A 13331-nucleotide genomic window follows, 5' to 3' on the forward strand; every position below is an offset into this window, starting at 1 on the left:
GGGAATATTTTTCCGGTAGGAAATTTTTTGCTTTTAGGATTTGTTCGATTAACATTAAAAACGATTCATGCGTCAGTTCCTTCAAAATAGTTATAATCAACGAAAAAGGAGATTTGTTATGTCCCAAAAAGAGAGCCTAATAAAAGTTTACGAATACGCCCTGAATCAGGAACACACAGGGAAAGCTTTTTTTGAGACATCATTGAAACATCTTTCTGTAGGAGCCGCCGTGGAAGCCTTCAAGACCCTTATCGAGGAAGAGGAAAAACACATCAGGTTTATAAATTCTATTCTTCAGAAGTTACGTCAGGGCGAAGAGGTGAATGTGGATGCTCTACTTGATGCAAGCCTTCAACCAACCGATTTTTTTACTAAAAGAGCTGAGTCGCAATTTTTGTCAGAATCGGTTTATAGCTCTATGGTGCCGGACATTACCGTTTTCAATACCGCCTGGCTTATCGAAAAGGACATAAGCGATTTTTACGCTCGCATGGCGGAAAAAGCCTCAGGTGAAGTTCGTAGAGCCTTTTTGATGCTTTCGGCGTGGGAAAAGACCCATGAGGAATTCTTCAGAGCCTATCGTGACAAGCTCCAGGAAATTTATGCTAATCTTCCCTGGGGTGGTTAAAAGATAACGGTAGGCTGCCAGGGCATAACTTCCCGTTGGTTGAGTGTTTTAGAAACTATGATGCAAATTAAATATAAGGATTAAGTAATGGGAGGATGGGCATACTACAGAGAAACAACATATAGTAGAGGAAAACTGGGGGGAGGGTGGTGGGAAAGAGGAGATGTGCCTTCAGTTTTTAAAGTTTACCCCGGTCTCCCAACAGTTTCTCTTCCCAGAGATATTACTTTCCCGTCTTCAACTCTGGAAGAAATCCTGTTGCAAAGATCTGATTCAGGAGTATCATCCCGACTTTCGTCATTCTCCCTGCCAGTTCTCAGTTCTTTCCTGTTTTTGAGTTACGGTGTCACTTTAGTGCTTAGAGATGAGCGGTTTTCTTTTCGCACGGTCCCATCGGCTGGAGCTCTCTACCCCGCAGAACTTTACATAGCTGTTTGCGGTGCTCCTGAACTTCGCTCAGGTATTTATAACTACAACGCTGGACGCCACAGCCTTACAGAACTTGCCAGATTAGATGAATCCCGTAATCCTTCGCCAGCGCTTCAGGCTTTTGTAACAGGAATTTTTTATCGCTCCTCCTGTAAATACCGCGAACGTGCTTTCCGCTACGTTCTGCTCGATTGCGGACATCTTCTTGAACAGGTCTTCCTTGCCGGACAGGCTGTAGGATTTCATCCCGTATTCAGGACATCTTCCAGGCCGCCGCTTCAGAGTGCCTCATCCTGGGAAGATCTACTGGCTGTCGATCCTCAACATGAAATAGTTCTGGGAACAGTAGTGTTTGAAAACTCTCCTGACTACTCGAATATGGAATACAGTGCTGATCCGGAATATCTTAAATCCTTCAGCAAAGTGGCAAAACGAGCCCCTGTTCCGCCATCCATCCTTGAAGTTTCTAAAGCCACATCTAGAGATATAGTTTCTATAGGCGCTGAACTTCAGTCTGCCATCGATCAGAAAGTTAAAGGCGAAATAGCTCCCGACTATATCCCTTTGAATGTGCCTTTTGCCAGTGCAACCTTATCTAGACGCTCGCGAAGGAACTATCTTATACGTTCTATTCAATCTAATGCGGTTGTGAGCTTTGCTAGAACTCTCGAGGATTTTCTCTTTATTGATGATTTCAAAATACTGTTCGTTATGGAGAGGTGTGAAGAGTCGTTCCCCAATGGTATTTACGAACTCGTTGCGGGGAACAACGGGGCGAGGCTTTCTTTGCTAAAGCAAGGAACTTTCCTTCGTTCTATTGCTCATGCATCTCTGGATCAAACGTGGCTTGGAGACGCTGTAATTCATGTTATCATGGTTGCTCGCATAGCCGAGGCGGAAAAGCGAAGCGGCCCTGGAGCTTACAGAAACCTACTCATTCACACAGGACGGGCAGGTCAACGGATCTATCTTGTGTCTGAAGCTCTTGGGCTTGGATGCTGTGGGGTGGGAGCATTTTACGATGTGGAAGTAAGAAACGTTTTGGGCTTGCCTGATGATTGGGATGTTCTGTATTTACTTGGAATAGGATTGGTTAAGTAAAGTCATTGCAGGAATTATCCCCGGCTTAACCTGTTCCGAAGAGAATCCCTGGAATAGTTCCTGATAAGCCCGCTGTAGCGCAAGCCTGTTCGAGATATTTCTTCTATTTGGACAGTTGGTGAACGGCGAGAGGCCTCGAAAAATTTTTTCCATACAGAGTTGTCCTGGCAATAGTCTCATAGGTATTTTGTAGGGGCGGCACATGCGTCGCCCCTGCAGATCAAATATTGAGTCCTTTCCTGGCTGCCTACCTCTGGAAATGTATATAATTCGATTGTCTTGAGATAAAAAAAGGTTTAATTTTGGAACTCTATAAGTCCAAAGGGGGTTCTTGTTTTAAGATTTATTCCAGAGGAGGAAACGGTGTCCAAAAGAGCTTTGATTACCGGTATTAGAGGTCAGGATGGTGCCTATCTTGCTAAATTTCTTCTGAAACAGGGTTACGAAGTATGGGGAGCAGACAGACGAAGTGGCGATTCAAGCTGGTGGAGACTAAGAGAACTCGGTATTGCGGCGGACATTAACTTCGTTTACATGGATCTTATGGAACAAACAAACGTTATTGATGTGATTAAAAAACTTCAACCTGATGAACTCTACAACCTGGCAGCTCAGAGTTTTGTGAGCGCATCTTTTGAACAGCCTTATGTGACAACCGAGGTTAACTCTCTGGGTGTTTTGAGAATTCTTGAAGCTGTAAAGCATTTTTCGCCGCAAACTAGATTCTACCAGGCATCCACATCAGAAATGTTTGGTAAGGCTCAGACTATCCCTCAAAACGAAAAAACCCCCTTTTATCCCAGAAGTCCCTACGCTATTTCAAAACTTTACGCTCACTGGATGACGGTAAATTATCGTGAAGCCTATGGCTTATTTGCCTGCTCTGGCATTCTTTTCAACCATGAGTCGCCTCTTAGGGGCCTTGAGTTTGTCACAAGGAAAATTACCTACGGAGTTGCACGAATCAAACATAAGCTTCAAGATAAAATCATTCTTGGTAACCTGAACGCTAAGCGTGACTGGGGATATGCTAAAGAATATGTAGAAGCGATGTGGCTTATGCTTCAGCAAGATCAGCCCGATGACTACGTTGTGGCTTCTGGAAAGTCTCACACCGTGCGCGAATTCACTGAGATGGCTTTCCGCGCCGTGGATATCGATATCGTTTGGGAAGGAGAGGGTGTAAATGAAAAGGGACGGGATGCTAAAACGGGGCGAGTCCTTGTGGAAGTGTCCCCGGAGTTTTTCCGTCCTGCAGAAGTAGATGTTCTTATCGGAGATTCATCAAAGGCTCGAGAAAAACTTGGCTGGGTGCCAAAGACCAGCCTTGAAGAATTGGTGCAGATAATGGTTGAAGCTGATCTCAGGCGAGTGGCTATGCAGGTGCCTTAAAGGAGTAACATAGTGCGCATTGTGGTTAACAGCCTTCCGGCGAAGGGACTTCTTACAGGCATCGGTCGGTATGTTCAATCTCTCTATGCATCTATTATGGAATTCGGATGCTGCGATCTCACATTCTTCGATGGTATGCAAGTCGAAGAAACCATCCCACGTTCCGCTAATCCAGAAAAATTTGTTTCAAGAATAGATACGCTGGGAAAATTCCCTTGGTGGGTAGTAACATGGCTTAGAGTGGCTTACTGGCTTGTGTTTGAAAAACGGCTCGAGAGAATTGTAAAGAATGTAAAGGCTTTAATCTATCATGAACCAGGGTTTTTCCCAGCGAAAATCTCAGCTTGCCCCCAGGTTTTTACTCTTTACGACCTTTCACTTCTTAAAATGCCTCACATGCATCCAAAGGATAGAGTTGCTTTTTTCAGGTTTTTCTTCCTGAAGAGGCTTACTTGGGCGGATCACATTCTTACTATTTCCGAGTTTATGAAAGATGAGATTCTTCACTATCTCCCTGTTGCTCCCGAAAAGGTAACAGCTGTTCATCTTGCTCCGTCAAAGGCATTCCATCCTCGTCCTTACCATGTTGTAAAAGAAACGATGGATCGATACGGTTTAAAACCGCCTTTTATTCTCGCCGTGGGAAGTATTGATCCGAGAAAGAACCTTAAGCTTCTCTTGAGAGCTCTATTCCTTGCGGATCGAAAAGATCTTACGCTGGCGATCGTGGGCTGGAAAGGATGGGGATATGGTGAACTGGAAGATGAAATAAGGCGGTTAGAAAATAAAACTAGGGTAAGATTACTTGGATATATTCCGGATGAAGATCTAGCAGCACTTTACGGCGGTGCCAGTATGATGGTCTATCCAAGCCTTTACGAAGGTTTTGGACTTCCGATACTGGAAGCTATGGCCTGCGGATGCCCGGTAATTTGTGCAAAAACATCAAGTCTCCCCGAAGTTGCTGGGGACGCCGCAGTGTTTGTAAGTCCCCATAATCCGGGAGAGCTTGCAGGTTCCATTCTTGCTCTTCTGGATGACCCTTCTATGCGCCAGAGCTTCGTTGAACGTGGGTTTTGCCGGGCAGCGCAATTTTCGTGGGAAAAAACCGCCTTTGAGACTCTAAAGGTTTTTCAATCGCTTCTGTAAGCGTCACTTTTGTCGAACCGGTTCGACAATCTTGTCGATCTTAAAAGGTATAAACTGCTTCGATCCCACGCCTATTTGGGCTAATCTCCCCACCAGACCTTTACTGTTCTAGGATGGCACGTTTAGTGCTTTAAATTAATAACGAAAGCTCACCTTGTGCGCACCTGGGAGCAAGGATGGTAAACTCTAATGTTAAGGGAGGTTATTTGAAATGAAAAAGTTAGTTTCATTTGTTATGGTTCTTGCCATGCTTTTGGTTGTGGCTTCAGCATCCTATGCCGGGCGTGGTAGAGGAGCAATGGATGGTACAGGACCTCTATCCATCACGTCAGGATGTCAGGGTCCACCTAACGCAACCATGCAGCCTGGCACTGGTCAACAGATGCAAATGCGCCGAGGACCTTACCAGGGATATGGTCCCAGGTCGAGGTAAAAAATGAGTAAAAAACGAAAGGGGATAGTCATGAGACGAAAATTTGTGCTGGCTCTAATATTGGGGCTGGTTATGGCAGCCATAAGCGTAACAGGTTACGCTCAGCCGCCTCAGCAATCCACAACGGGGATATGCCCCTGCGTGGCTTCTATGTCACCAATCAGTGTAAGTGGTAAAATTGAGTCTCTTACTTTCCCTATGGCTGTTCTTAAAACTCCTAAAGGTGAGACTTATACTCTAAGACTTGGTCCATGGTGGTTCTGGCAGGATAAGGGTTACAAGCTGAACGTTGGTGACAACGTGGAAGTGGAAGGATTTCAATCCTCTGGACTGATTGTCCCGTCGGTTATTCGAGCACCGAGTGGAGATATCAAGCTGAGAGACAGCAATGGTTATCCATTGTGGGGTGGTGGAGGTCCAAGAGGTGGACGTGGACGATGGTAAAGATTGATTAATACCTGGATCTGGAGGGAGTAACCACGATGTTTGATACGGGTTCTTCTAAAAAACAGAAGAACCCGTTTTTTCTGCTTTTTATCGCAGGAGTAGCACTGATCTGCTCTTTTTTGATGTTGGAAGTTGTAGTGTTTTATCGCTCTATGGACTTTCACCGGCGATTGGATGCAGAAGGAAATCTTCGATTTGTTGTATCAAGAATAAAAGGACACCTTGAAATATCAAGGTTCGCTCTTGATCTACCTCCGTATCTAAAGTCTCTCGAATGGTTAAACGACGAACTCCGGGAACATCCAGCTCTTTACGGGGTGTTAATCCGCGAAGAAAATAAAAAACCTGTTATAGTAAATACTTTCCCGCCGGAGTTTATTTTCAGAGAAGAAGACGCTGGTTCATGTTCTGACGGGACTATTCGAGATGCAATATATTTCCTGTGCCGAACAATAGAAGTTTTTCCAGGAGAAACCCTTTTTATTGTCGTCGCTGTTGATACGACTCAACAGCTTAAAGCCTTTTATCGTCTGATCTTCCTGAGTTGTGCTGCAGGGGGATCCATTATCGTTTTATTTTTCTTTGTATGGCTTCATCTTAAACGCCTGGTAGAAAAGGAAGAAAAATTAAAACAACGGCTTAATGCTTCTGAAAAACTTGCTGTCACTGGAAAGCTCGCCGCCATGATAGCCCACGAAATTCGTAATCCCTTGAATACCATTTCTATGGCGGTTCAATACATGCGAGAAACTGGGGAAGTATCTCAAGATATGATGGAAATATTAAATGCCGAGACTAATAAGCTGAAGGAGCTTTCCGGCGAATTGTTCGGGATACACAGGGATTTTTCTTCTGGGCTTGAAGAATTTTCCGTGGCAGAGATTATAATGGAACTGGAAAACAAATTTAGTCCGAGAGCGTCTAGCCAGGGTATAGCCTTTTTTTCTGACTGTTCCTGCGAAAGCGCTCGTATTAAAGGCAACAAAAAGTGGTTTTTGCGAGCTCTGGAAAATATGCTGAGAAACGCTTTTGAAGCTGTTACACCCGGAGAAGGCAAGGTCGTGCTCCGCGTAAAATCGGAGGGCATTAATATTGTTTTTTCTGTGGAAGACAACGGTTGCGGCATTACAGATAGCGATAGGCTGATGATTTTCGAGCCTTTTTACACTACCAAAAATCAGGGATTCGGTTTGGGACTCTACATTGTTCAAAAGGTAGCGGAAACTCATGGAGGATCTGTTAAAGTCGAGTCTTCAAAAGATAGGGGAACCATCTTTATCATGACGATACCCCTGGGAGGAGTTGAATTTGGTGGCAAAAAAGAAAGCAAGAATTCTCATTGTGGAAGATGATAAAAGTCAGGCCAGGATTCTGGAAAAATATCTCGCTTATCACGGCTACGATGTTGCCCATGTGTTGGGAGCAGAAGATGCGGAAAAGGAGCTGAAATCAACTCACTACGATGTGGTGCTTCTGGATTGGCATCTTCCTGGTAAAGATGGCGTGAGCTTTCTTTCCGAGGTGAAGACTCACTTTCCCTTTACGCAGTTTATTGTGATCACGGCTTTTGGGACTATAGGTCGAGCCGTAGAAGCCATGAAAGCTGGAGCGTATCAATACTGCACCAAGCCGGTTAATCTGGAAGAGCTTCTAGTGATAATAGAAAAGGCTCTTAAAGAGGCCAATCTGGAGCGAGAAGTAGAGGTATTAAAGAGCACTCTCAGACAATACGCTTCCCCTGAATATATGGATGTCATTGCAGAAAGTCCGGCAATGAAAGAAGTTCTTCGACTTGTTAAGAAAGTTGCTGAAACGGATGTCACTGTTCTTATCCTGGGGGAATCGGGCACAGGTAAAGAACTTGTGGCTGATTTGATTCATAAACTGAGCGCAAGAAAAGAAAAGGTTTTTCTGAAAATTAATTGTGCTGCCATACCGGAAGGGCTACTTGAAAGCGAACTTTTTGGACACGAAAAAGGAGCTTTTACAGGTGCTGATCGGTTAAAACTGGGCGTCTTTGAAATGGCTCATGGAGGTTCTCTATTTCTCGATGAAATCGGCGATCTGGCTTTGCCCCTTCAATCGAAACTACTTAGGGTCCTTCAAGATGGGGCATTCCTGAGGCTCGGTAGCACCAGAGAGATAAAGGTAGATGTGCGAGTTATAGCCGCAACAAATCGAGATCTTGAGAAAATGGTTCAGGAGGGAAAGTTTCGGGAAGACCTTTACTGGCGACTTAACGCTTTTCCTGTAAAACTTCCACCTCTCAGGGAGCGTCGGGAGGACATATTGTCCTTAGCCAATCACTTCATTAAAAAGTATGCTCGTAAGTTTAGAAAAGACATTAAGGGGATTTCCAGAGATGGTGCTGAAAAGCTTCTGCGTTACAACTTTCCGGGAAATATCCGGGAACTTGAACACATAATAGAACGAGCCGTCATTCTCACAGATCAGGAATGGCTTACCGCAGAAGATATGCAGATCTGGAGTGCGACAATCTCAGATAAAAGGAGCGTTGAATGTCCTTTAGGAGAAGGCATTTCTGGACTGTGTCCTTTATGGAACCTTCCTCTTACTGATGCTGTTCAAATGCTTGAAGATCGCCGTATCCAGGATGCGTTGAAGAAAAGCGGGGGAATTAAGACTCGCGCTGCCGAACTCCTGGGTATTTCAGAAAGAGTTCTTCGATATAAAATTGAGAAAAAGATGGACTCAACAGAAGATGATGAGAAAGGAAAGAATTGAGTCTTCATAATTTGTGTCCATTCTAGAGTAATTTTCTAAAATTCTCACGCTTTCATTGACAGCTAGCCTGAATTTTTAGATAGAGAGGAGGGATTTTTCTCGGCCAGGTTTTTATAGCTTTTGTTCTTTAAGGGGTATAGTAGGGGGGTTGAAATTTTTTATTTAAGGAGGGTATGCCAATGGCCGCACGGAAGACATATGAAGAGATAAACGAAAAAATCAAAAAAGGAACGGTTGTCGTCGTTACCGCAGACGAAATGACGAAGATCGTGAGAGAAAAAGGTGAATCCGAAGCTTTTCGCATGGTGGATGTGGTAACGACGGGAACCTTTGGAATAATGTGTTCTTCCGGTGCGTTTATAAACTTTGGGCATACCAAGCCCCCAATTAAAGCTCACAGAGTTTGGCTTAACGATGTCCCGGCTTATGCTGGACTTGCCGCCGTTGATATTTACATTGGAGCTACCGAACCTGCTACGAATGATCCTCTTAACAAGATACACCCCGGGCTTTTTGAATATGGTGGAGGGCATGTAATACATGATCTTGTAAGTGGCAAACCGGTAAGACTTAGAGCTGAAGCCTACGGCACGGATTGCTATCCAAATAAGTTCGTGGAAAAGACCGTCTATCTTAAAGATCTACCTAACGCAATACTTTGCAATCCGAGAAATGCTTATCAGAACTATAACTGTGCTGTAAATCTATCATCGAAGACGCTCTATACCTATATGGGGGTTTTGAAACCGAAGCTGGGTAATGCGAACTATTCCACGTCGGGAGCTTTGAGCCCCCTTCTTAACGATCCATATTACAGAACAATAGGGGTTGGCACGAGAATTTTCCTCGGTGGCACTCAGGGATATGTTGTATGGCACGGAACTCAGCACAATCCCAGCATACCAAGAACTGAGCGAGGTATTCCTAAAGCCCCTGCAGGAACGATCATGGTTATTGGGGATCTTAAGAAGATGAACCCTCGCTGGATTGTGGGAATAAGCATGCTTGGATATGGATGTTCAATAGCTGTAGGTATCGGGCTTGCAATTCCTGTTCTTGATGAAGAGATGGCTTATTACACTGGTGTTGGCGACGAGGACATCCTGGTACCGGTTCGCGATTACAGTTTCACGGAAACTGAACCTCTTGCGGAGGTGTCCTATGCGGAACTCAAGCGTGGTGTTATTAAAATTCGTGGTAAGGATGTTCCTACTGTTCCACTGTCTAGCTACGTTAGAGCGCTTGAGATTGCCGAAATACTGAAAAAATGGATCAAAGAAGGTCAGTTTTTCCTGGCTCAGCCGCAGGAACTTCTTCCAGGAGCACCGGCTTTTCCCGGTATGGCGCCATGACGGATTTTACCCTGGAAAATCGTCTTGCTGAATATTTATCTCGTTTTTCCATGCCGGCGATAGCTTTTTCCGGTGGCATGGATAGCGGGTTTCTGGTGTGGTTTGTTCGCAACAAGTTGAAGAAAAGGGCAGTTGTTATTTGCGCAAAACACGTCCTTATCCCTTCCGGTGAAGAAGTTCATCGTTCTAGAATGCTGGAAATATATGGATGGACTGATGCGGAATTCTTATCTGTAGATCTTTTGAGCCTGACTCAGGTGATGGAGAATCGTCCTGATAGGTGCTATGCCTGCAAGAAGTTGTTGATGGGAACTTTGCTTGACGTGGCTAGAGCAAGGGGATGTGACGGGCTTCTTGATGGAACAACAGCAGATGAAAAGCTGGGATACAGACCCGGGGTGCAAGCTTTAAAAGAACTGGGAATTAGAAGTCCCTTTGCTGAAATTGGTTTGACAAAAGATAATGTGAGAGAATTTGCTCGAGCCTACGAGCTTGTGTTTGCTGATAAACCTCCAGAAAGCTGTCTTGCGACACGATTTCCTTATAACTACAGGCTCGAGCTTTCTTTCCTGCGGACTGTTGACGCTATTGAAGATAAGCTAAAGTCGATAATAAAAGGGCCGGTCAGAGCACGCATCCATCCAGATGCCAGACTTGTAAGAATTGAAGCAGACCTTTTTAATCCTCAGGCGGAATTGTCACATAGCCTTTGGCAGGAAGTTTCCGAAATAGCCAGGAGGGCCGGTTTTAGATGGGTCACGGTTGATGTGAACGGATTTAGAAGCGGTTCGTGGGACGAGGAACTGGATGTCTCAAGGGATTAAAAAAGTTAAAGCGGTCGGACTTATTTCCGGTGGACTTGATAGCCTTATTGCAGCAAAGGTGCTTCAGGATCAGGGAATCGATGTTATAGGGGTTACCTTTTCAACTCCATTTTGGGATTGTAGCAAGGCTGTAAGGATTGGCGAGAAGGCTGGTATTCCTATGAAGGTTTTGGATATCAGTGAAGAACATTTTCGTGTTGTGAAGTCGCCAGTGTATGGCTATGGTGCAAACATGAATCCTTGCATTGATTGTCATGCGCTCATGATAAGAAAAGCCGGTGAAGTTATGATAAAAGAGGGAGCGGAATTCGTCTTTACTGGGGAAGTGCTGGGGCAACGCCCTATGAGCCAGCGACGGGATACATTAAAGGCAGTTGAAAAACTTTCGGGATATGAGGGAAAGATCCTTAGACCTCTAAGTGCACGTCTTCTTCCTGCTACTGAGCCAGAAAGGTTGGGACTGGTTGATCGCTCAAGACTTCTTGCAATAAGTGGGCGAGGACGTAAAGAACAGCTAAGGCTTGCTGAGCATTACTCTATCAAGGAATACGACACCCCTGGTGGGGGTTGCTTGCTTACTAAAGAAGGTTATTCAAAAAAGCTTAAAACGTTGCTGCACCTTATTCCCAATGCAGGAGTTCGACATGCTGAATTGATCAAACACGGGAGATTTTTTGTGGTTGGGGGAAGGTATTGTTTTCTCGTAGGGCGTCATTCCAGCGACAATTCAATTCTAAGCGCCTTGGCAGGATTGTCTGATGTATTGTTTTATTGTGAAGGGATTCCGGGTCCTGTAGGGCTTTTATTAAATGCCTGTAACGATATTAGGGAGGATGTGATTGAAGAGTCCGCATCGATTATTGCTTCCCTAAGTGATGCTGATAAAGGTTCCAGTATAATAATTTTGCTTAAGTGTGGAAATAAAGTGAGAAAAACAGAAGTGACTGTAGTTAGTCGAAATCAATTTAATGATAGATTTATAAAATAGCAATAATTTCCCATAGTTTCCCGAAAAAAGGAATTTTAAAAAGATTAACTTCTTTTTGACTTTTATATTTTTTATGTTTAGTATTTTTGAAGTTTAAGGAAATGTGGGTCGAATTTTTTGAAAAGGAGGTTTCCATGGAAGTTCGTAAAGAAGTCTGCCACTGTGAAAACTGTGGGAATGAGGCAGAAATGATCATAACATGTTCTTATGTTGAAGTCCCGGAGCGACCACAGGATAAGTTAAAGAAAGAACATAGACAATGCTCCATTTGTGGTAGCGAAGCCGACATCATTATTGAGGAAAGTGAGTGAAAACGACAGTGCTATTTAAATCACCAAGGGGGACCGGATTTTCTATGGGATTGAACGCTTATCATGTGATTATATGTCCTTTTTGCAATGCTTCTCTTTCTTTGTCTTTCGATTTTGATTCTATTCACCGCTGTGAATGTGGTGCCTGCTATAAAGTTTGTTCTCAACGAATGCTGGAGAAAAGTGTTCAAGATATCGCCTGGGAGTTATGGAGTGAAGAAGAACTGGATTTTGTTCAGAGAGTTCCAATAGATGTTTGCAACGTTGTTGTAGAGAAAGAGTTCGATATTTTTCTTAGCCTAAAACAGTTAAGTGATAATGCGGGAAGTAGATTTTGTAAGTATGACGGGACCGAGCGACTTAGTTTGGTTTGGGTAAAAAGGGTGGTTTAATGTGGTTATCCTGTAACTTCTTTCCATTTTTGTAATTGGTGGGAGTTACAGGAAGTTAGATGTGTGAACCTTTTAAAGAGAGGAGTAGACCATGGTGAGATTTTTAAATAGACTAATTTTGAGTTTAGTCGTGGTTATTTTTGCTCTGGTAGGATTATTTGCTGGGTTTTCGGAAGCAAAGCTAGTCCCAAAGATTGACAGTTTCGTATTATTTGTAGATCAGTCCGGTTCAATGTATATGAGACACAAAAACATAGAAGAACTCAAAATTAGACTTGCAAAGATGGTTCTTGCTGATATGAATAGAATTATTCCTGAACTTGGGTATCAAGGAGCAGTTGAACTCTTTGCGCCTCTTCAGGAACTTCTAGCTCCAACAGTTTACAAAAGGGTGACCTTTGGAAACGCTATCGCCAAGATAAGAGAAGATCTTGAAATCCACGGGAGAATGACGCCCATGGGCCCTGGAATTAAAGGAATAGACCCTCTTCTTTCAAGGATGCAGGGAAGAAAGGCTGTTATAATCTTTTCTGATGGAGAAGCAAATCTTGGATCTGATCCTGTAGGAGAAGCAAAGGCTCTTGTTAATAAATATCCGGGATTATGCTTCCATGTTGTCTCCTTTGCAGATTCTCCTAAGGGGAAGAAGATCTTGGAAGATATAAACAAACTTGGTAAGTGTGTTATGGCTGATGGCGGTGTCCTAGTTTATAACGGACCTGTACTGGAACAGTTCGTTAAGGATGTTTTCTATGAGGAAGTGCCCGATAAGGAAGAAGTGATTGTCCTTCGAGGCATCCATTTTGACTTTGATAAATACAATATAAAGTCGGAATGGGTTCCCGTGCTGGATGAGGCTGTAGGAATTCTAAGTAAGCATCCTGAAATCAAAGTGGTCATCGAAGGACATACGGACTCTATAGGAACCGTTCAATACAATCAGAAGCTTTCCGAAAGACGAGCCAAGTCTGTTTATGATTACTTCATCAGTAAAGGCATCAAAGCCGACAGGATGAAAATGGTTGGTTATGGTGAACTTCGACCAAAAGCCAGTAATAAGACTGCAGAAGGCCGAGCTATCAACCGTAGAGTTGAATTGAAAGTTGAAAAATAAACTGATCCTTTAAATAATCTAAAGCC

Annotated in this window: 14 protein-coding genes; all 14 read left to right on the plus strand. The window is 43.7% G+C overall.

What is annotated here, in order from left to right; translation table 11 throughout:
• Positions 1-118 precede the first annotated feature (118 nt).
• The 14 genes from WHS38_03340 to WHS38_03405 all read left to right on the plus strand — a co-directional run bounded on the left by WHS38_03340 (position 119) and on the right by WHS38_03405 (position 13305).
• Positions 119-628 carry a ferritin family protein gene (locus WHS38_03340; GenBank protein MEJ5300002.1) on the plus strand — a complete coding sequence of 170 codons (510 nt, stop codon included), beginning with the start codon at positions 119-121 and terminating at the stop codon, positions 626-628.
• Positions 629-715: 87 nt separating this feature from the next.
• A complete protein-coding gene (locus tag WHS38_03345; protein MEJ5300003.1) occupies positions 716-2158 on the plus strand; it encodes a SagB/ThcOx family dehydrogenase in 1443 nt (480 codons plus the stop codon).
• 363 nt (positions 2159-2521) lie between these two features.
• The gene (gene gmd, locus WHS38_03350) at positions 2522-3550 is read left to right on the plus strand and encodes a GDP-mannose 4,6-dehydratase (GenBank protein ID MEJ5300004.1); all 1029 of its coding nucleotides are present in this window, start codon (positions 2522-2524) and stop codon (positions 3548-3550) included.
• Positions 3551-3562: 12 nt separating this feature from the next.
• Complete coding sequence (locus WHS38_03355) at positions 3563-4699, plus strand: glycosyltransferase family 1 protein (GenBank protein ID MEJ5300005.1); 1137 nt, start codon at positions 3563-3565, stop codon at positions 4697-4699.
• Positions 4700-4910: 211 nt separating this feature from the next.
• Positions 4911-5132 (plus strand): hypothetical protein, encoded by a 222-nt coding sequence (locus tag WHS38_03360; protein ID MEJ5300006.1) that lies wholly within the window; start codon positions 4911-4913, stop codon positions 5130-5132.
• 30 nt (positions 5133-5162) lie between these two features.
• On the plus strand, positions 5163-5576 hold the full coding sequence (locus WHS38_03365) for a hypothetical protein (GenBank protein ID MEJ5300007.1): 414 nt from the start codon (positions 5163-5165) through the stop codon (positions 5574-5576).
• A gap of 38 nt (positions 5577-5614) precedes the next feature.
• On the plus strand, positions 5615-6931 hold the full coding sequence (locus tag WHS38_03370; protein ID MEJ5300008.1) for a HAMP domain-containing sensor histidine kinase: 1317 nt from the start codon (positions 5615-5617) through the stop codon (positions 6929-6931).
• Positions 6891-8324 carry a sigma-54 dependent transcriptional regulator gene (locus WHS38_03375; GenBank protein MEJ5300009.1) on the plus strand — a complete coding sequence of 478 codons (1434 nt, stop codon included), beginning with the start codon at positions 6891-6893 and terminating at the stop codon, positions 8322-8324. The genes WHS38_03370 and WHS38_03375 overlap by 41 nt, the downstream gene beginning before the upstream one ends.
• Before the next feature lie 179 nt (positions 8325-8503).
• Positions 8504-9676, plus strand: coding sequence for a homocysteine biosynthesis protein (locus WHS38_03380; GenBank protein ID MEJ5300010.1), 1173 nt, complete (start codon positions 8504-8506; stop codon positions 9674-9676).
• The gene (locus WHS38_03385; protein ID MEJ5300011.1) at positions 9673-10500 is read left to right on the plus strand and encodes a hypothetical protein; all 828 of its coding nucleotides are present in this window, start codon (positions 9673-9675) and stop codon (positions 10498-10500) included. Before WHS38_03380 ends, WHS38_03385 begins: the two co-directional genes overlap by 4 nt.
• Positions 10484-11488 (plus strand): tRNA 4-thiouridine(8) synthase ThiI, encoded by a 1005-nt coding sequence (locus WHS38_03390; protein MEJ5300012.1) that lies wholly within the window; start codon positions 10484-10486, stop codon positions 11486-11488. The genes WHS38_03385 and WHS38_03390 overlap by 17 nt, the downstream gene beginning before the upstream one ends.
• A gap of 134 nt (positions 11489-11622) precedes the next feature.
• A complete protein-coding gene (locus tag WHS38_03395) occupies positions 11623-11799 on the plus strand; it encodes a hypothetical protein (protein MEJ5300013.1) in 177 nt (58 codons plus the stop codon).
• 44 nt (positions 11800-11843) lie between these two features.
• On the plus strand, positions 11844-12191 hold the full coding sequence (locus WHS38_03400) for a hypothetical protein (GenBank protein ID MEJ5300014.1): 348 nt from the start codon (positions 11844-11846) through the stop codon (positions 12189-12191).
• A gap of 91 nt (positions 12192-12282) precedes the next feature.
• A complete protein-coding gene (locus WHS38_03405; protein MEJ5300015.1) occupies positions 12283-13305 on the plus strand; it encodes an OmpA family protein in 1023 nt (340 codons plus the stop codon).
• The last annotated feature ends 26 nt before the right edge of the window (positions 13306-13331 follow it).

Source organism: Thermodesulforhabdaceae bacterium (assembly GCA_037482015.1).
Classification (GTDB): domain Bacteria; phylum Desulfobacterota; class Syntrophobacteria; order Syntrophobacterales; family Thermodesulforhabdaceae; genus JAOACS01.

What these genes read in the sequence shown, in the direction of transcription:
- WHS38_03360 (MEJ5300006.1), top strand. Translation starts at nt 4,911, where the DNA reads ATGAAAAAGTTAGTTTCATTTGTTATGGTTCTTGCCATGCTTTTGGTT.
- WHS38_03400 (MEJ5300014.1), top strand. Translation starts at nt 11,844, where the DNA reads ATGGGATTGAACGCTTATCATGTGATTATATGTCCTTTTTGCAATGCT.
- WHS38_03365 (MEJ5300007.1), top strand. Translation starts at nt 5,163, where the DNA reads ATGAGACGAAAATTTGTGCTGGCTCTAATATTGGGGCTGGTTATGGCA.
- WHS38_03380 (MEJ5300010.1), top strand. Translation starts at nt 8,504, where the DNA reads ATGGCCGCACGGAAGACATATGAAGAGATAAACGAAAAAATCAAAAAA.
- WHS38_03385 (MEJ5300011.1), top strand. Translation starts at nt 9,673, where the DNA reads ATGACGGATTTTACCCTGGAAAATCGTCTTGCTGAATATTTATCTCGT.
- WHS38_03340 (MEJ5300002.1), top strand. Translation starts at nt 119, where the DNA reads ATGTCCCAAAAAGAGAGCCTAATAAAAGTTTACGAATACGCCCTGAAT.
- WHS38_03390 (MEJ5300012.1), top strand. Translation starts at nt 10,484, where the DNA reads ATGTCTCAAGGGATTAAAAAAGTTAAAGCGGTCGGACTTATTTCCGGT.
- WHS38_03345 (MEJ5300003.1), top strand. Translation starts at nt 716, where the DNA reads ATGGGAGGATGGGCATACTACAGAGAAACAACATATAGTAGAGGAAAA.
- WHS38_03405 (MEJ5300015.1), top strand. Translation starts at nt 12,283, where the DNA reads ATGGTGAGATTTTTAAATAGACTAATTTTGAGTTTAGTCGTGGTTATT.
- WHS38_03370 (MEJ5300008.1), top strand. Translation starts at nt 5,615, where the DNA reads ATGTTTGATACGGGTTCTTCTAAAAAACAGAAGAACCCGTTTTTTCTG.
- WHS38_03395 (MEJ5300013.1), top strand. Translation starts at nt 11,623, where the DNA reads ATGGAAGTTCGTAAAGAAGTCTGCCACTGTGAAAACTGTGGGAATGAG.